Below are 18730 nucleotides of genomic sequence, written 5' to 3' on the forward strand. Positions count from 1 at the left end.
GCAGATAAGATTAACCGACAGAAAAAAGCCGGCCTGAACCAGACCGGCAAATACAGCGTGAATAACAAGTATTCGAACAGCTGTGGAGAAGTTAAGCAGCTATTTTAGCGCTGATTTCAGTTAAACGGGCCGTTGCTGCGGTAAGTGCCGCCTGTTGTGCGTCCGTTCCCATATTAAGGCCTTCGGCATAAACAAAATGCAGGTCCTTTAAACCAACGAAGTTAAAAAATGTTTGTAAAAACGGTGTCTGGCTGTCCAGCCCGGTACCCTGATAAATACCACCACGGGCAGCAAAAATGACCACCGGCTTATCATCCAGCAAGCCTACCGGGCCCTGCTCGGTATACTTAAAGGTAATGCCAGCGCGTGCTACCCGGTCAAGCAAGGCTTTTAGCTGTGATGGTATGCCAAAGTTGTACATTGGTACGCCTAAAACAATCACATCGGCCGCTTTAATGCGGGCAACAATGTCGTCAGAGATAGCAGCCAGACGCTGCTGCTCGCTGCTACGCTGTTCTGCCGGTGTCATCCAGGCTGCCATTTCTGCCATCTCCAGGTGCGGCACCGGTGTGGCGTTTAAATCCAGAGTGTCCAGGTTAAAGCTGCCTTTTGGCAACTGGGCAATAAATTGTTGGGCTAACTGAGCCGAGTGACCTTTGTCACCGTTAATAGAACTGTTAATCAGTAAAATATGTTTCATGATAGTCTCCCGTGGTGAATAAGCTCATAATAAAGTATTTTTTTAGGAAGAAAATCAGAATAAAACGCACATACCTTTCTAATTTTTAATTTATTTAAATAGCAATCCAGTACAGCTTACACCACGTAAATAGGGCTACACAGCAGCAATGCCGGTAACACCGTAACCAGGAACATAAAACATGTTGAAGTTAGCCAAGGTACCAAGGCATGATAGGGTCCCCTCGCCAATACCGGATACTCAAGCCTCTATGACAAGGCAAGAAATTACCAATAATAACTGGGAAGAGGCACTCACTTTTGTCGCTCTGCAGCGTGATCGCAGTGCTTATGCTGAACTATTTAATTATTTTGCACCAAGGCTGAAAGCTTTTGGTATGAAAATGTTTGGTAACGAGCAGCAGGCGCTGGAAATGGTGCAAGACACCATGCTAAACGTATGGAAAAAAGCGGCGTTGTTTGATGCATCCCGTGGTTGTGCTTCAACATGGATTTTTACCATTGCCAGAAATGTGCGCTTTGACATGCTGCGCAAAAAGCAAAGCCGTAAAGATGATGTCAGTGCTGATGATTTATGGCTTAACGGCGAGTACCCGGAGCAGGAAGCCGACACCGATGCCTCGCAATGGGATACCCAGCTGCTGATGGATAAACTGGCGCCGCACTTTACCAGCCTGCCGCCGGCGCAACGCGAGGTAATGGAAAAAGTATATTTGCAGGAAAAATCGCATCAGGAAGTATCGGATGAACTGGCGATCCCACTGGGTACAGTGAAATCACGCATCCGCTTAGCGCTGGACAGATTAAGAGAGGCATTAGATGGCGCACGCAATTAAGTTTCACCCTGGCATGCCGTTACTGGAACAACATGCCGAAGGCACCTTAAGTGCCGACGTAGCGCTGGCTGTGGCAGCGCATATTGACCTGTGCCCACATTGTCAACAGCTTAGCCGTGACATTACCGCTGACTTGGCCTGCCAGCTGGCTCAGCAACCGGTTAAAACCAACACTACCGACTGGCAGCAGATGCTGCATGACATTATGGCGCAGCCGCCATTGTCTAAACAGGCTGCTGCCACGCAGGCGCAATTGTCTGCACAGCCAGCTGAGTCCATCATAGTTAATCAGCGCGAGTTTGTTTTGCCGCGGGCATTACAGCGCCTGGCCGCAAATCATGGCAAGTGGTTGCATCTGGGTGGTATAGCAACGGCGAAATTGCCGGCAGGCAACGATTATCATGTATCCTTACTGTATATCAGTAAAGACACTGAAGTACCGCAGCACACTCACCTGGGGCTGGAGATGACATTAGTGCTGGCCGGTAAAATTGTTGATGAAAACGGTGAATACAAAGCTGGTGATTTACTGATTAATTCACCGGACGATACCCACACACCGCGCACTATGGCAGACGAAGATTGCTTATGCCTGTCGGTACTAAGCGCGCCGTTAAAGTTTAAAAAAGGCTTAACCCGGTTGCTTAACCCGCTACAGCAGTTCTTTTACTAACCGCCATACCCGATTAACGCCAGCAACTGCTGGCGTTTTTTTACAACTGTTTTAACACAACAGTGCAGTGCCACCTTTGAGGTTAAATACCTGCTTAAAGCCCAAGCGCCCCAGCACTTTGCAGGCCACCAGGCTACGGTTACCTGAGCGGCAAACCAGCAACAACGGTTGTTCGCAGTGTAATTGCCGGTGGATAACCGCATCGGCCAGCTTGGATAGCGGTATTTCCTGCACGCTGTGCTGTGCCAGATAAGCTGCCGGTAAATACTGTGCCAGCGCTCCGGCACTTTGCTCATGCGGCTCACGCACATCAACCACCTGCATTTGCGGCCATTGTTGTAAAAAGTCTGCCAGGTGCGCTGGTGCAATCACATCAGTGGCATCAGACAAACTTACTTCAACCAAACCACAGAAATAACTGCTGGCCTGCTGTAAAGTAACAGCCTGTTGCTGTAACTGCGGTTGCCATTCGGTGTGCGGCTGATTATTCAGCAGGGCCTGGATCAGCGGCTGCTCTGTTGCTGCCAGTGCCAGGCTGGTAAAAAAGCGTTGCGCATAATCATGGCTGGATAACAACAAGGTATGCTGCCCTACTTTACCTGCCAGTAGCCGGATGCTGTTTGCCAGTGCTGAAATATCGCCGCCGGGTAAATCGGTGCGGCCCACTCCACCTGGCAGTATTACATCACCGGTAAAAGCGCATAGCAGCTGTTGCTGTTTGTACAGCAAAATACTCACCGCTTCAGGCGTATGGCCCGGTGTGGCCAACCGGGTTAACTGATAGGGCCCAAGCTGAATTTCAGGGCTGTGCTCAGGCCAGCCCAGCACATCACAGCCGCTAGCGGCGCAGGGATTACCCAGCAAGGTTAATAATTCTGTGCGGGCCGACTGATGATCCTGGTGCAAATGAGTGTCCAGCACAGCTTTTAACTGTAAACCATGGCCCTGGATAATATTGGCAATACGGCCGGCCAGCGGCAATACCGGATCTATCACCAGTGCTTTGAGGCTATCAGGGCAGATCAGTACATAGCTACATAAGGCTTCATGCTTTAGCTGTAGTAAGCCGCGGGCATGAATTTCCAGTGTTGGTGTGGCATCGGTCAGTACCAGACAATGCTTCGATACCACCGCTTTAAGTGCAGCAATAGCCTGGCAAGCGTGTTCACATTCAACTTTGGTCATCGCCGGGCCAAAGGATAAGCGGATAGCTCCCTGCGAGCGCCAGCTGTCCAGCCCCATGGCATCAAGCACAAAACTGCTGGGTACCTTAGAGCTGCACGCCGAGCCCGAACTTACGCGGATACCGGCGGCATCAAACAAATCCATAATGTCTTTGCTGTAAAAACCCGGCACGGAAAAATTAATGGTAGTGGGCACCACATGCGGTATATCACTGTTAAGCACCAAAGCAGGAAACACCTGCCGTAACGCCGCAATAAGTTGCTGCCGGTAGTGCCACAGTGTATCTTCAGTTTGAAACGCAGAGCCGCTGGTTTTGGCCAGTTCAGAAAAAATGGCGTGCAAAGCGGCGATACCGGGCAGGTTTTCGGTACCCGAGCGTAAACCACTTTCCTGGCCACCACCGGCAATAAAAGGCTGATAAGGCGTGTCTTTACGCACATACAAAAAACCGATGCCTTTAGGTGCGTACAATTTATGGCCACTAAAGGGCGCGTAATCAATGCTGGTATCGGCAATATTCAGCGACATTTTACCCAGCGCCTGCACACAATCTACCATCCAGTAAACTTGCGGGTTAACACTGCGGATCAATTGCTCCAGCGCCACCAGATCCTGCTTTACGCCGGTTTCATTGTTCGCTGCCATAGTACAAATCATTACTGCAGCGGTGAGGTGCTCGCGGATAAAGCCGCTATCGAGCACACCATGCTGATCAACAGGAATGGCCTTTACCGTGGCATTAAGCTGCAATACCCGGTTCCAGTGTTTCAGGCTTTCGGGCACCGCTTTATGCTCAGTAGCGCCATACAGTAATAAGGTTGCTGCGCCGGTTTTGCTCTGCGCCCGGGCCGCCATTAACGCCGAAACAATCGAGGCTTGAATGCCCTCTGTCGCCCCAGAGGTAAATACAATGTCACCACTGCGGGCGCCGATTAACTGCCGGGCCAAAGCGCGGGTGGTTTCCAGTTCTGCTTTGGCTTTAATACCGGTAGCGTGGCTGCTGCTGGGGTTACCATAGCCACGCTGCATCGCATGCATTGCTGCCTCTGCAGCAACCGGCAGTACCGGTGTGGTAGCATTGTTATCCAGATATACTTCTGTATGCGCCGCGCCTTTCATAGCATTTGCCTCTGCCTGATATAACTAAAAAGAATATGTTATTCCGCACAATAATAACTGGCTGGCCGGCACAGCTCAAGCGTCAATAGCGCATTAAATAACAAACCGCCCGAAGGCGGTTTGTGTTTAGCTGTTTATTCGACCAGATCTTTGGGGATCTGCGGCCGTAGCTCCGACCAGACTAAGCCGCTTTCTTTACCGTATTTACGTACGGCAAATACCACTTCGTCGAACTTGCCGTTTTCGGCATAGAGTTTGATCTGATGATAATACTTACGCGCCAGCTCACGGGCTTTAGGGTGCGAAAAGTAAAAACGCGCAATCTTGTTATACAGGCCACGAAAACCGTTTAAAATCAGCACATAAATACGATTAGCTGAATACAGTGCCAGTTCGTGGTTTAAATTATAGTCAAATTCGGCAAACGCCTCGGCGGTATCTTCCAGCGCTTCGGCACTGGCAAACAGTTCTACTACCTGCTGGGCGTTGTTTTTGATTGCACCACGGATATAAATCGCACTGATATTAGTACGGGCAGATAATAAATCATCTACCAGTTTTGGCATTTGGTCTTCGTCTAACCGGGCCAGCGTTTCGAGAATATTTAAGCCTGAGGTTTCCCAGTAATTATTTACTTTTGTAGGCTTACCATGTTGAATAGTTAGCCAGCCGTCACGAGCTAAACGCTGTAATACTTCACGCAAAGTGGTACGGGTTACGCCTATCAGTTCAGACAATTCACGCTCTGCTGGTAATATAGAACCAGGGGCAAATTTTCCGTTCCAGATCGAGTCAACAATATACTCTTCAGCAAACCCGGCCGGGCTTTGTGCTTTAATCAGATTAGTCATGCGGATCTGTCCGTCTTTTTGTTCAGAAAAAAAGTTGACTGATTGTACCAGAGCGCCAACAGTTAACAAGCCACCCTTCTAAATTAGCCCGACACCGCAGCCGGATTGTGCATTACGCTTAAATACCGTAGATTAACCGCAGCTGAAGAAAACTCCCGTCAGAAGGATAAGAAATGCTACAAAAAATCAAACGTTTATCTATGCAGCGCTGGCCCTGGATGCTGCTGATATTATCCTGCCTGGGGTTATTGGCCAGCGCGCTGTATTTTCAGTACGGGCTAAACTTACAGCCTTGTATTAAATGTATTTATATCCGCAGTGCTTTTGTTGGTGTGCTAGTGGCCGCCATTATTGGTTTGCTGGCGCCTGCCAATGCCTTGTTCAGGCTACTGGCTCTGTTTGGCGTACTTGCATCTGCTGGTTTTGGCATTATGCAAGCCAACGAGCTGCTGCACATTGAGCAACTGCTGGCAGAAGGCGGCTTTTTCAGTTGTGCGCTGTTTGCTGAGTTTCCTACCTGGATGCCGTTGGATCAGTGGCTGCCTGCAGTGTTTGAACCCACCGGCAGTTGTGGTGACACCAGCTGGCAGTTTTTAGATAAAAGTATGGCATTCTGGAGTGCGGTATCGCTTTGGGTTTATGCCGTAATAGCAGCAATACTGCTGCTAAGCCAGCCGGTACGGATTAGCAACAACCCTTATCGCGATTAGTAACCAGAGCACGAACCGGTTTGCCCACGCCAACACGCCGTAGACCCCTCCCTGGGGGCTCGACTCAGGCATCCATGCCTTCAACGGTTGGCTTAGGGCAAGCCGGTTCTCGTCTTAGCTAAGCGCAGGATAATCGGTATAACCCTCAGCGCCGCTGGCATAAAACAGCTCTGGCTTAGGCGTATTTAATGGCGCATCTTTGGCAAAGCGCTGCACTAAATCCGGGTTAGCAATATAAGGTACACCAAAGGCTACCGCATCGGCCGTACCTGCTGCCAGGGCCGCGTTGGCAGAGGCTTTATCAAATTTCTCGTTGGCGATATACACACCACCAAATTGCTGTTTTAGTTGTGGCCCCAGGCTGTCATCGCCCTGCGCTTCGCGGGCACAAATAAAGGCGATACCGCGTTTGCCCAACTGCTGCGCTACATAACCGAAGGTATCGGCACGGTGTGAGTCACCCATAGTGTGTGCATCGGCACGTGGTGCTAAATGCATACCCACGCGGCCAGCGCCCCAAACTGAGATCACCGCATCAGTGACTTCCAGCATTAAACGGGCACGGTTTTCAATACTGCCGCCGTAGTTGTCGGTGCGTTTATTGGTGCTGTCCTGTAAAAACTGGTCCAGTAAATAGCCGTTGGCACCGTGAATTTCCACGCCGTCAAAACCGGCTTTTTTCGCGTTTTCAGCCCCCAGGCGGTAGGCTTCAACAATACCGGCAATCTCGTTAGTTTCCAGTGCTCTTGGCGTAACATAAGCTTTTTTCGGCCGCATTAAACTGACATGACCTTCTGCAGCTATGGCGCTGGGGGCAACCGGCAACTGGCCGTCTAAATAATGCGGATCAGAGATACGGCCAACATGCCATAACTGCAATACAATGCGGCCACCGGCGTTATGTACTGCAGCAGTAATTTTGCGCCAGCCGGCAACTTGCTCGTCTGACCAAATACCCGGCGTATCGGGGTAACCCACGCCCATTGGCGTAACAGAAGTGGCCTCGGTTAAAATAAGCCCGGCACTGGCACGCTGCACATAATATTCTGCCATCAGCTCATTTGGCACCCGGCCCTCACTGGCACGGCAGCGGGTTAATGGCGCCATAATAATGCGGTTGGGTAACTGTAAATCGCCTACTTTTATCGGGTCGAATAGTGTTGTCATAATATAATCCTGTGTGGTTAAGCTGCTGTGTAATTACAGCTTGTTGCTTAGAGTTGACTGCTGATTTGTGCCAGAAACTGCTGGATCAGCACCTCATCCCGTTTAAAAAAATGCCACTGCCCTACTTTCTGGCTGCTAATAGCACCGGCCCGTTGCAAAGTAGCCAAATGGGCTGACACCGTGCTTTGTGACAAGCCGGTTTTACGTTCAATTTTACCGGCGCATACGCCTAAGCTAAGCGGATGATCCTGATCAGCAAAATACTGCTCCGGCGTTTTTAGCCAGTGCAAAATATCGCGCCGCACCGGATGCGCCACCGCCTTTATCAGGTCATCAATTTGTTTTGGGTTAAGTGCCGTCATACGCTCATCTTTAATTTATATATCGCGATGCAACGATATATGTGGTTAGGGCAATGGCATTTCAAGGGCGGGTTTAAGTTAAATTAGGATTTGTGCAATTAGCTGGCCGCTAAGGCTAAAAGTCTCTGCTCCCTTTTCCACCAGTTGCGTTTACTCGCCAGCCAATGTTTTAAGAGTGTAAATACAAGATTTATGAGAATTCATAATCCTGAAATTATTTTGCGCAGCCTCCACGAGCCACTGCACTGCATTTTGCTTTGTTTCTTGCTTCCATACCCCACTAGAGCCATGCATTCCTTGTTTGATATAACACTCTCCAGAAGGCAGTACTTTTAAATCTCTGGTGCAATCTCCAACGCCCATTTCAGGATAAGGAAGATGAGTAAACGAAATCTCAAACGGTGGCTTAGTTTCTGCGATAAGTTTACTAATTGTGGCTTCTTCTGCACCTGAATTTATTACGATATTCATATTTATATATTTCCCACGTCGCAAGAGAATATTAGGCCTGAGCTAATAACAGCTATAGCCGTTAATTAGAATCTGGACAGAAATTTACGCTGGATCTCAATACTTTTTGCAGGGTACGGGCGATAGTCTTCTGGGTTATTTGTGGTATATCTTTCATTATGCACCAATCGATAGTAATAACTCATTGCGTCAAAATGTGACTCAGCAAAGAATACCAGTAGACAGAAACTGTCCGGGTCAATCAAAGATCGTGCGGCATCTCCCTCAGGACCGAACGGAAGGCACGCAGGAAGATACTCACCCAAATTATTCTCATCTGGGCACATCCATACTTCAAGCAACAGTGTTGGTAGATTCCACATAATTTTTAGTGGCCTTTACATTTCTCGGAGGAAAGGCCCGCCTCAGTATAATTTGTGCTTATGACATCATGCCTTAATTACAGTACTTACAATACTTTACAGGTACATCACATTGTCCCGCCAAAGCTCAACTATCACATACTGATATTTACCTACCGCTTTTCCATTAAAAAGTTCGTTAGCACTACACCGCGCACTTCTTTTTGCTGCTGGCGCACCACTTCAAAGCCGTAATGCTGAAAAAATGGCTTAGCAGTAATGCTGACATCCGCGTAAAAGCGTTTTACGCCATAGCGTTTGCCGGTTTTCAACAGGTGTTTCATTAGTGCTTTGCCCACGCCCTTACCCTGATACGCCTGATGACAGAAGAAAAAGTCGATATAGCCGTCGGTTTGCACATCGGCAAAGCCGACAATTTCTTCGTTGTGTAGTGCGACAAAGGGCTCGCTTTGCGCCAGCCGCGCTGCCCAGACATTAGCGTCATAACGCTGTGGCGCCCAGGCTTCGCGCTGCTCAACGCTGTAATCACGCTGGTTAACGTTATGCACAGTGCTATAAAACAGCTCGCGCAGTAGCGGCTCTTCGCCGGGTTGGTAGGGTCGAATCTGGTACATTATTTAGCCTCTGACAAAAACCGCCGGCAGCATAGCAGAGCAGCCTGCTGCAGCCTATGCCCCGGCGGGATTTTGTCTTAGCCTTGCCGTGGTTTTAGCTTAGCCAGGCCCGCTTAACCGACCTGAATTTTAGTGTCGGCATAGCGGGTTTTACGCTGTTTGGGTGTAGCAAGAAAATACGCCAGCGTTAGCGGCCCGAGCCTTCCGGCAATCATCAGAAAGATAATGACACACTGGCCCGGCACACTGAGGTTGCCGGTCAGGCCTCTGGATAACCCTACGGTGCTAAGGGCTGATACCGCTTCAAAGGCAATATCAAGAAAAGGTGCTTTTTCCAGCGCGGTTAACACGAAAATAGCGAGAAACACCAATGCCATAGAAACAAATGTCAGCGCCAGTGCCTTCAGCACCTGTGCATTGGGTATAGTGCGCCGGAGCAAGGTCACATCATCACGCCGACGTAAAAAGGCATAGGTTGCCATAATTAAAATAACAAAGGTGCCCAGTTTAATACCGCTGGCAGTACTGAGCGAGCCGCCGCCGATAAACATCAGCAGTAAGGTCAGCACGTTGCTGGCGTCTGTCATCTGGCTGTAATCCAGGGTGTTAAAACCGGCCGTACGCGGCGTTACCGCTTGAAACCAGGCTGCCAGTGCCTGATCTTTTACCGACAAATTAGCCAGCGTGGCCGGGTTATTTGCCTCTAATATCCACAGCAGCAAAAAGGCGATGACGTTAAGAATCAGTGTAGATAGCAAAACAATACGGGTATTAACACTGAGTAAACGCCAGCGCTGTTGTTTTTTTAGATCGATCAGCACAGTAAAGCCGATACCACCAATAATAAACAAGCTGCTGATAATCATAGTCACCGCAATATTACCGGCATAAGGCATCAGGCTGTCGCTACTAAGGGCAAAGCCGGCATTATTAAAGGCTGATATAGTATAAAACACCGCATGCCAGCTTGCCGTCGCCAGGCCAAGCTCGCGATACCATGTCAGCGTTAGCAGCAAAATACCGGCCAGTTCAATAACCACAGAATACAGCAATACCGCCTTGGCAATTTGTCCCACCTGGGCCAGGCTGGTTTGGCTCATGGCTTCCTGGGCAATTTTTTGCTGTGTCAGGCCAATTTTTGCGCCCAGGCTAATTACCGCCACCACGGCAAATGTCATAAACCCTAACCCACCGGCCTGGATCAATGCCGCAATAACCAGTTGGCCAAATAGCGTAAAATGTGTACCGGTATCCACCACCACCAGGCCGGTTACCGTGACTGCCGATGTCGCAGTAAACAAGGCTTGTAGCAGGTTAAGCGGTGCCGTTGTTGCTGCGGGTAACAACAATAACAGCGCGCCAAGCACAATAAGACCGGCAAACCCCAGCGCCAGCACTGTGGGTGGGCTTAGGGCTAGCGTGCGCGACGATAAGGGCCTGCGGCGAATATAAGGCAGGTATTGTGGTAGCCAGTTTTTCATCAGCTTAGCTTGGGTGCCAGTGATTTAAGGATCTCCAGGCTACCGGCCAGTATCAGGCTGTCATGGCGCTCTAACACAAAATCTGTTGCTACAGGTGATAGCAGTTTGTCGCGCCGCTTTACCAGCACCACTTTGACAAAAGCGGCGCCGTCGGCCAGTAACTCATCTATGCGATGCCCTTCAAGACGTGGGCTTACATCAATCTCAACCAGGTATTGGTTATTTCCCAGCGCCATATACTGACTTACCATCGGGTAGTTCAGTGCCTGCGCAACTTTAACGCCCATCTCCTCTTCCGGGTGAATAATCCGGCTTACGCCCAGTCGCGACAAAATCATATGATGTGCTTTAGAGGTGGCTTTTACCCAAATTTGGTTAACACCGATATTTTTCAGGTTCAGCACGCATAAAATACTGGCCTCAAGGTTTTCACCAATGGCCACCAGCACTGCATCACAACCGGCAATATCCAGCTCTTGCAGCGCCAGCTCATCAGTGGCATCGGCTATTACGGCATGGCTTAACTGATCTGCCAGACGGTTAATAAACTTACTATTGCTATCAATGCCAATCACCTGATGCCCCAGGCGCATCAGCTCAAGTGATGCGGCTGAGCCAAACCGGCCCAGCCCTATTACTGCAAATTGTGCCATTTTAACTGTGCCACTATGAAAAATAGCCCGCATTAAAAACCCAAACCGGGCGGCTGTCTGCGGCTTGGTACCAATCTTTATAAAATCTTTATAATCAGCCGCCTAATCTTTAGAAAAGCTTTACAGCATCAACCAGCCAAAATCGTTAGGCTTTACCTACCAACCGGCCTGACCGCAGTACCTTATGTCGACCTACTCCTACTCTTTTGCCGGTACCGACACCGGCAACAGGCATTTCTTCTACCGGGTAATTGGCTATTTGTTGCTTAGCCTGAGCGGCGCACAACTGCTCACCACCATTGTCAGCTTTAGCCTGGCCGACAAAGCTTTCTGGAGTTTTTTATTATCAGCCTGTATTACGGCCGTTGCCGGTAGCATGCTGGTGATGCGATCAGGCGGCGTTGTGCAGCTAAAAAAGCGGTATTTGTTTTTGCTCACCACACTTTGCTGGCTAACGATTTGCGTATTTTCGGCGTTGCCGCTTTACCTGAGTATTCCCGGCCTAAGTATTACTGACGCCTGGTTTGAAACAGTATCGGCCATTACCACCACCGGCTCTACCGTATTAAGCGGCCTGGATATCATGCCAAAAGGCGTATTATTCTGGCGCGCGCTGCTGCAATGGATTGGCGGCATCGGTATTATCGTGATGGCGATTGCTATTTTGCCGGCCCTGAAAATTGGCGGTATGAAGCTGTTTAAAACCGAAAGCTCCGACATTTCTGAAAAAATACTGCCACGCAGCAGCAGTTTGTCGGCTTATATTCTGCTGGTGTATTTAAGTATCAGCGTGGCAGCAGCACTTAGCTACGCTATTGGCGGTATGTCGTGGTTTGATGCCATTACTCACGCTATGACATCAGCCGCCACCGGTGGTTTTGCTAATTATGATGCCTCGTTTGGCAACTTTAATGACAAGCCCTGGCTACTGTGGCTGGCCAGTTTATGGATGACAATGGCAGCGCTGCCCTTTGTGTTGTTTGTTGGTATGGCCAAAGGTGACAAATGGGCTTTGCTGCGCGATCCACAGGTAAAAGCATTTCTGACGGTAGTACTGGCCGTTACACTGATGCTAACCTTATACCAGATACAACATCACGACAGGCCCTGGCAGGATGCCCTGACCCACACCCTGTTTAACGTGGTGTCGGTGATCACCACCTGCGGCTATGCCTCTGAGGATTATTCTGCCTGGGGCAGCATGGCAATAGTATTGTTTTTCTACCTGACGTTTAGTGGTGGCTGCTCTGGCTCAACCTCGGGCGGTTTAAAGATTTTCCGTACCCAGCTGGCCGGTTATTTATTGCTGAAACAATTAAATTTACTGATCCACCCCAATGCTATCTGGACGCAAAAATATGGCAGCAAAAAAGTAGACGACGCACTGCTTGGCGCAGTATTGGCGTTTGCCTTTGTTTATTTTGCTACCATAGCCATATTGGCACTGGTGCTGTCGATGTTTAATCTGGATTTTGTTACCGCGCTTACCGGTGCCGCTACGGCTGTTAGTAACGTGGGCCCTGGGTTGGGTGATATTATCGGCCCGGCTGGTAATTTTGCCAGTTTACCCGATGGTGCAAAATGGAGTTTAACCCTGGGAATGTTACTGGGGCGGCTGGAAATTTTAACTATGTTACTGTTATTTACGCCTATGTATTGGCGCTACTGAGTTGATACCACCGATGAAACGATTACAAAGCGGACATTATGCCATGTGGCAGCTGTTACTGCTGACACTGGTGGTTCCGCTGTTAATTGCTTTGGCATTGCTGCCTGCCAGAGCATTACTGACCACCACAGATGTGGCCATGTTGCAGCTATTGTGGGTAACCTGGATAGCGCAACAAGCCGGGCAGCGCTGGGCCATTATTACCACCATTAACAGCGTGGTACTGCTGGACGTTCTCTTTGTCGCCCCCTACTACACCTTATATGTGCACCAGGTTGACTATCTGATCACCTTTATTGTGATGCTACTGCTGGGCATTTTTATTGGCCGCTTATCCGGCCGTTTACGCGTAGAACTGGCAAGGGCAAAAAAACATATGCGGCAGCGCCAGTTGCTGGCCGGTAAAACACGCCAGGCACGAATGCTGGCCGAGCTTGAACACAGCCGCGCCATGATGCTGCGCTCTATTTCACATGATTTACGCACACCGCTGGCTACCATTATGGGCGCCTCCAGCATGCTGGCCGATAAAGAGCTGCAGCTTAGCGAAGCAGAAGTGCGTGAGCAGGCCGGCAATATTTACCGCCAGAGCAGCCTGCTTAGCGAGCACTTTGACAAAGTCATGGAACTAAGCCGGGTGCAACAACCGCAAAGTACTATGCAACTGGAATCACTTGCCGTTACTGATGTAATATCAGCCGCCATTGCCAGGCGTGCCGCCTTACTGGCTACTCAGCCGTTTGATGTGCAACTTAGCACAACCGACTGCTTTGCCGACGCCACCTTACTGGAAATCGCCCTGGCGAATATGCTGGAAAACGCTGTAAAACATGGCCAGGCCCCGGTTAGCATTAATTTTACCCGGCAAAACGGCCATTTTATGCTAAGTGTCAGCAATGCTGCAGCGGCAAAACGCAACGTGCAGCGGGACAGTGGCACCGGCCTTGGCACCGCTATTTGCAAAGCAGTAATGCATTTACATAACGGCGACTTTAGCTTGCAGCACGACACAGAACGCGCTTGTGTTACCGCCCTGCTACGCTGGCCGCAAAGCAGTAATAACGGAGTACAGCATGGCTGAAACGATACTGGTGCTGGAAGACGATCCGGCGATGCAGAGCTTTCTTGGTACCTTGCTTAAAACCCAGCAGCATCAGGTGTATAGCTTTGGTGAAGGCATCGCCGCTTTGCAGCATCTGGTGCAACAGCCGGTAGATTTGATCCTGCTGGATTTAGGCCTGGCAGATATGGACGGCCAGTTGTGGCTGGCCCAATTACGTAGCTGGTGCGACACGCCGGTAATAGTCATTTCCGCCCGCCACCGTGAGCAGGACAAAGTGCAGGCGCTGGATAACGGCGCTAACGACTATGTTACCAAACCCTTTAGTGCGGCAGAGTTGCTGGCACGCGTTCGGGCTAACTTACGCCATAATACGCCACAGCAGCAGGCATTCAGCTTTGGTGATATCAGGCTGGACCCGGTGCTGCGTCAGGTTAGCCGCGCCGGTGCTGAAGTACACCTGACCAAAACCGAATATGATATTTTGCTTTTGCTGATGCGCCATGCCGATAAAGTGCTGACCCACAACCAGATCCTGACTCAGGTATGGGGTAAAACCTATACCGACCGGCCGGAATATGTGCGGGTACATATGGCACAGCTACGGCAAAAACTGGAAGACAGCCCGGCCGCACCAGTATACCTGAAAACCGAGCCCGGCGTCGGTTACCGGCTTAAAATGACCTGAATCACAGCATTAGCCGATAACCGATACCGGCTTCGGTGATTAAGTAACGCGGTGTGGTAGGGTCGTCGCCTATTTTCTGCCGGATATGGCTGACCACAATGCGCAGATAGTGCGTATCCTGACCATGACTGGGCCCCCAGATTTCCTCCAGCAATTGTTTTTGTGTGATCACACACTGGCGATGCCGCGCTAGTTTGGCCAACACCGCATATTCTTTTGGTGTTAACTCAATAACCTCACCGTTGCAACACACCAGGCGCCGTGCCAGATCAATTTTAAGATAACCATCATCCAGCAGCGCCGGTGTGGTATCGGGCAGCCGGTCACGTAACTGCGCTCTTATTCTGGCCAGCAATTCTTCCACACTAAAAGGCTTGGTAACAAAATCCTGAGCACCGATATCCAGCGCTTTGACTTTATCGGCATCGCCGCTGCGTACCGACAATATAATCACCGGCACCTTAGAAAAGCTGCGCAGCTCAGCCAGCAGCGTTAACCCATTGCCATCGGGCAGGCCAAGATCCAGCACCACCAAATCCGGCTGCTGCCGCACCGTGGCAGCCAGTCCTGTTGCCACCGATTCGGCCTCAGATACCTGATAACCGACACTTTTTAGCGCAATGCGCAGCATTTTGCGAATTTGGCTTTCATCATCAATAACTAAAATATGCGCCGACAATAGCGTTAATCTCCGGCCTGAGTTTCAGGTAAAGGTAAGTCAATAATAAAACGTGAACCGCTGCCCACACGGGCCGCATCGGCTTTTACTGTGCCACCGTGAGCACCAATCATACCACGGCAAATCGCCAGCCCCATGCCGGTATTATGCCGCTTACTGTCACCGTCGGCGACGACATAAAACATATCAAACACTTTTTCCCGCAGCGATTCAGCGATGCCCGGGCCACTGTCTTCAATTTCAATGCGGCAGATATTGGCTTTATGGCTGACAAACACCAATACCGGCTCGCCCGGAGGGCTGTATTTGGCGGCATTTTCCAGAATATTAAAAATACCCTGCTCCAGCAGTGCCGCATGTACATACAGCAGCGGCATATCGGCTTCGGCCTGATATGTTAACTCTACCTCGGGAAAAAAACGCTTTAACCTTTGGCGTGCACTGCCAATAATGTCGGCTACTGATACCCAATCGCGCTCCAGTTTTAACGTGCCGTGGCCCAGCCGCGTCATATCCAGCAAGTTCTGAATATACCTGTCCAGCCGCCCGCTCTCCTGCACTATGGTATCAAGCAGCTCTTTGCGATCCTCAGCAGATAACTGATTATCCAACATTTGCAGGCTCTCGGCACTGCCCATCATGGCCGATAAGGGTGAGCGTAAATCATGCGATACCGACGATAGCAGCGCCGAGCGCAATTGTTCCATTTCAGCCTTCAGTTTAGAGCTTTCCAGTTCAGTATTTAATTGCATACGCTGCCACACGTTAAGGGCTTGCTGGCTTAAGCTATGCAGCAGGTCGGTATCGTCCGGCCGCAGCAGCTGCTGTGCCGGTGAAAATTGTACCAGCAACACCGCTACCGTTTTGCCCTGTGCCGTCAGTGGAAAAGCGGTCCAGTCACTGGCGTTCAGAGTTTCACTAAAGCGGCCGGCCCGTTGCTGATGGCGCTGACACCAGTCGAGCATCGCCTGATCCAACGCCTGCAGCGGTTGTTTTAACGCCGGTATAATCTGTTGCTGCCCGGTTGTTGCCACTATGTGCACCGGGCAATGCAGTGCCTGGCCCAGTTGCGCCGCCAGCGTAGCCCACAGCTCATCCGGCTGATTAATAACGGTAAGTTGCTGGGCAAAATCACGCTGTAATTCGCTGTAGCGATTGGCTTCTTTTAACAGCAAAAACTGCCGGCGAATACGTGATGCGGCCGGGCCACACACTACACCGATAACCAGCATAAACAGCAAGGTGGCAATATCATCGTTTTTATTCACGAAAAAGGTGTAATAAGGCTCGGTAAGGAAAAAGTTAAAGCTTAAAAACGATAACACAGCGGTAAAAATGGCCGGCCGCGCACCGTATTTCAGCCCGCATACAACTACCGACAACACATACACCAGTACCAAATTGCCGCTTTGCAGCCAGGCACTTAACCCCAGCACCACCAGGCTGGCGATAGCGGTATACAGCAGGCCGTAAACATAACCTGCTTTCTGGCCAAAGGTAGTGGACGCTTGCGGTGCAGCAGCAGGCATACTGCTGCGCTCAGCCGCGCGCCACACTGACACTTCCAGCGGTAAACCGCTGTTAATAAGCTGCTGATACAACGGCTTACGCCAGGGCTGAAAGCGCCGTTTGCTGCCGGCGCCTACCAGTACCGTATTAATCCGGTGTTCGGCTAAATACGGCAGTATGGTTTGCAAGGTTGACGGGCCGCGCAGAATTTCTGTTTGTGCACCCAGCTCCCGTGCCAGCGCAAAAGCCGATTGCAGCCGTTTTTGCGCTGCTTGGTATTGCAACTGGCCGGTATCGACCCACACCACCAGCCAGCGTGTCTGGCGTTTTTCGGCCATACGCCGGCCGATGCGGATCAGGTATTCGTGGTCGCGCCGGTTAGATATTAACACCAGCAGTTTATCTTTAATCAGGTAATCACTGCTGCGTGCTTTGGCGTCCTGTTCGGTTTTCAACTGGCTATCGACATGATCCATGACCAGCTTCATCGCCATCTCGCGCAGCGCTGTCAGGGTTTCTAACTGGAAAAACTGCTGCACCGCCTGCTGCGCATAATCGGCCAGGTAGACTTTGCCCTGCGCCAGACGATCCAACAGATGGTTTGGGGCTAAATCAACAAACACCAGCTGCTGTGCCTGATCAATAAACTGATCCGGCACGGTTTCAGTTACCCGCACCCCGCTGATTTGCAGCACTAAATCGTTCAGGCTGGCAATATGTTGCACGTTCAGCGTGGTATAGACATTAATACCGGCAGACAGCAGTTCGGCAATATCCTGATAGCGCCGTTTATGCCGGCTGCCGGGCACATTAGTATGCGCCAGCTCGTCTACCAGAATAAGCGCTGGTTTGGCTGTCAGTGCGGCATCCAAATCAAATTCGGTCAGCTGTTGGCCATGATAGTTAAGCTCACGCCGGGGCAAGATGTTAAAGCCTTGCAGCATCGCTTCGGTATCAGCGCGGCCGTGGGTTTCAATCAGGCCCACCGTTACCTTAACGCCCTGCTGCATACACTCTTTGGCGGCATTTAACATGGCGCAGGTTTTACCTACGCCGGGCGCCGCACCTAAAAATATCTTTAGTTGCCCGCCCTGCTGCTGTTGCAGGCTTTTAAGTAGCGCATCGGCTTTTTGGCTGCGTACATCTTGTGCCACGGCGTCTATCCTTATTAACTTAGCAAATAATCTGGATTAAAAGCTTTTGCCCAGGCTAAATACCCAGCGATTATCACACAGCGCACTGCAGGCCGCACTATTGATGGAGGTACCGGCATAGCCCAGTGACCAGTCAACACCCCACTGTTGTGTTGCTAATGTCAGGATCCAGTCGGTATAGCCGGAACCATCATGCACTTCTGCGCCCAGAAAAGTTTGAAACTCAGCCGCATCGGCAAATTTATTGTACCCAATATGCCAGTTGAGTTGCAGTTGCTCAGTCAAACTTTGCTGCCAGCCGGCGCTCAGATACCAGAACTTACCGACACCGGCGCCAAAATAGTCATCGGTAACTGCTAAGCCCAGCTGCCAGTCCTGATAGCTGAGTTTGGCGTAGCCTTCATAGAAATTAAACTCTGTAGCGTCGTTATCACCCTTTGGATAGCGATACTGCATCAAACCGACATCCAGCGCCCAGTCATCATTGAGCGACCAGCTGCGGCCAAGCGATATATCCAGCTCCATACTGCCGTCACCAAAGCGGATATTCGAGCCCCAGGCGCTGACATACCAGCCAGCATCGTGGCTTAGCGTTAAGCTGCCCTGCAACGCCGGGCCTTCGTCGGTTTGTGAAATACCGCGGTATAAGTAATCAGAGGTAAAGCGCACTTCGCCACTGCTGCTGATTTGTGCAGCCGTAGCAGCTGATGGCAGAGCAAATACGGCAGCTGCCGCTACAGACAATACCGTGCCGGATAAAACAGATAGTACTAAACGCATAATAAATA

18 protein-coding genes are annotated in these 18730 nt (G+C 50.4%); 6 read left to right on the forward strand and 12 right to left on the reverse strand.

The features are described from left to right. Window positions 1–91 precede the first annotated feature (91 nt). Window positions 92–700, reverse strand: a complete 609-nt coding sequence (locus BLW68_RS04605; protein WP_092790735.1) for an FMN-dependent NADH-azoreductase — start codon at window positions 698–700, stop codon at window positions 92–94. A gap of 250 nt (window positions 701–950) precedes the next feature. On the opposite strand from BLW68_RS04605, the gene BLW68_RS04610 reads away from it, so the two are divergent. Together BLW68_RS04610 and BLW68_RS04615 are read left to right on the forward strand one after the other, a co-directional pair. Next, a complete protein-coding gene (locus tag BLW68_RS04610; RefSeq protein ID WP_092790737.1) occupies window positions 951–1535 on the forward strand; it encodes a sigma-70 family RNA polymerase sigma factor in 585 nt (194 codons plus the stop codon). Beyond that, window positions 1519–2208 (forward strand): ChrR family anti-sigma-E factor, encoded by a 690-nt coding sequence (locus BLW68_RS04615; protein WP_092790739.1) that lies wholly within the window; start codon window positions 1519–1521, stop codon window positions 2206–2208. The genes BLW68_RS04610 and BLW68_RS04615 overlap by 17 nt, the downstream gene beginning before the upstream one ends. Before the next feature lie 51 nt (window positions 2209–2259). Here the strand turns inward: BLW68_RS04615 and BLW68_RS04620 are convergent, their stop codons facing one another. Both BLW68_RS04620 and fadR read right to left on the reverse strand, forming a co-directional pair. Then, complete coding sequence (locus tag BLW68_RS04620; protein ID WP_092790741.1) at window positions 2260–4512, reverse strand: aminotransferase class V-fold PLP-dependent enzyme; 2253 nt, start codon at window positions 4510–4512, stop codon at window positions 2260–2262. A gap of 134 nt (window positions 4513–4646) precedes the next feature. Then, complete coding sequence (gene fadR, locus BLW68_RS04625) at window positions 4647–5363, reverse strand: fatty acid metabolism transcriptional regulator FadR (protein ID WP_092790743.1); 717 nt, start codon at window positions 5361–5363, stop codon at window positions 4647–4649. Between the two features lie 173 nt (window positions 5364–5536). Here fadR and dsbB point away from each other — a divergent pair, with 173 nt between their 5' ends. Beyond that, window positions 5537–6073, forward strand: coding sequence for a disulfide bond formation protein DsbB (dsbB, locus tag BLW68_RS04630; RefSeq protein ID WP_092790745.1), 537 nt, complete (start codon window positions 5537–5539; stop codon window positions 6071–6073). Between the two features lie 114 nt (window positions 6074–6187). Here dsbB and BLW68_RS04635 read toward each other — a convergent pair whose 3' ends face one another. The 6 genes from BLW68_RS04635 to BLW68_RS04660 all read right to left on the reverse strand — a co-directional run bounded on the left by BLW68_RS04635 (window position 6188) and on the right by BLW68_RS04660 (window position 11183). Next, window positions 6188–7240 (reverse strand): alkene reductase, encoded by a 1053-nt coding sequence (locus BLW68_RS04635; protein ID WP_092790747.1) that lies wholly within the window; start codon window positions 7238–7240, stop codon window positions 6188–6190. Between the two features lie 47 nt (window positions 7241–7287). Beyond that, entirely contained in the window at window positions 7288–7602 is a 315-nt protein-coding gene (locus tag BLW68_RS04640; protein WP_092790749.1) for an ArsR/SmtB family transcription factor, read from the reverse strand. Window positions 7603–7752: 150 nt separating this feature from the next. Then, entirely contained in the window at window positions 7753–8073 is a 321-nt protein-coding gene (locus BLW68_RS04645; RefSeq protein WP_092790751.1) for a hypothetical protein, read from the reverse strand. Between the two features lie 514 nt (window positions 8074–8587). Further along, the gene (locus BLW68_RS04650; protein ID WP_092790753.1) at window positions 8588–9049 is read right to left on the reverse strand and encodes a GNAT family N-acetyltransferase; all 462 of its coding nucleotides are present in this window, start codon (window positions 9047–9049) and stop codon (window positions 8588–8590) included. A 113-nt stretch (window positions 9050–9162) separates the two neighbouring features. Continuing rightward, the gene (locus BLW68_RS04655) at window positions 9163–10530 is read right to left on the reverse strand and encodes a TrkH family potassium uptake protein (protein ID WP_092790755.1); all 1368 of its coding nucleotides are present in this window, start codon (window positions 10528–10530) and stop codon (window positions 9163–9165) included. Next, a complete protein-coding gene (locus tag BLW68_RS04660; protein ID WP_092791453.1) occupies window positions 10530–11183 on the reverse strand; it encodes a potassium channel family protein in 654 nt (217 codons plus the stop codon). The genes BLW68_RS04655 and BLW68_RS04660 overlap by 1 nt, the downstream gene beginning before the upstream one ends. A 184-nt stretch (window positions 11184–11367) precedes the next feature. Between BLW68_RS04660 and BLW68_RS04665 the strand changes: the two genes are divergently transcribed. The 3 genes from BLW68_RS04665 to BLW68_RS04675 are packed head-to-tail and all read left to right on the forward strand — an operon-like array spanning window position 11368 to window position 14600. Further along, entirely contained in the window at window positions 11368–12852 is a 1485-nt protein-coding gene (locus BLW68_RS04665) for a TrkH family potassium uptake protein (protein ID WP_092790757.1), read from the forward strand. Between the two features lie 13 nt (window positions 12853–12865). Next, window positions 12866–13933 (forward strand): sensor histidine kinase, encoded by a 1068-nt coding sequence (locus tag BLW68_RS04670; protein WP_092790759.1) that lies wholly within the window; start codon window positions 12866–12868, stop codon window positions 13931–13933. Next, on the forward strand, window positions 13926–14600 hold the full coding sequence (locus BLW68_RS04675; RefSeq protein WP_092790761.1) for a response regulator transcription factor: 675 nt from the start codon (window positions 13926–13928) through the stop codon (window positions 14598–14600). Before BLW68_RS04670 ends, BLW68_RS04675 begins: the two co-directional genes overlap by 8 nt. 1 nt (window position 14601) lies before the next feature. On the opposite strand, the gene BLW68_RS04680 is transcribed toward BLW68_RS04675, so the two are convergent. Genes BLW68_RS04680 through BLW68_RS04690 form a run of 3 tightly spaced genes read right to left on the reverse strand, consistent with a single transcriptional unit; the run spans window position 14602 to window position 18722 of the window. Next, window positions 14602–15279, reverse strand: a complete 678-nt coding sequence (locus BLW68_RS04680) for a response regulator (RefSeq protein WP_092790763.1) — start codon at window positions 15277–15279, stop codon at window positions 14602–14604. A gap of 5 nt (window positions 15280–15284) precedes the next feature. After that, window positions 15285–17942, reverse strand: a complete 2658-nt coding sequence (locus BLW68_RS04685; RefSeq protein ID WP_092790765.1) for a sensor histidine kinase — start codon at window positions 17940–17942, stop codon at window positions 15285–15287. A 36-nt stretch (window positions 17943–17978) separates the two neighbouring features. Continuing rightward, on the reverse strand, window positions 17979–18722 hold the full coding sequence (locus BLW68_RS04690; protein ID WP_092790767.1) for a TorF family putative porin: 744 nt from the start codon (window positions 18720–18722) through the stop codon (window positions 17979–17981). Window positions 18723–18730: the final 8 nt, after the last annotated feature.

This window comes from Rheinheimera pacifica (assembly GCF_900108485.1).
Taxonomy (GTDB): domain Bacteria; phylum Pseudomonadota; class Gammaproteobacteria; order Enterobacterales; family Alteromonadaceae; genus Alishewanella; species Alishewanella pacifica.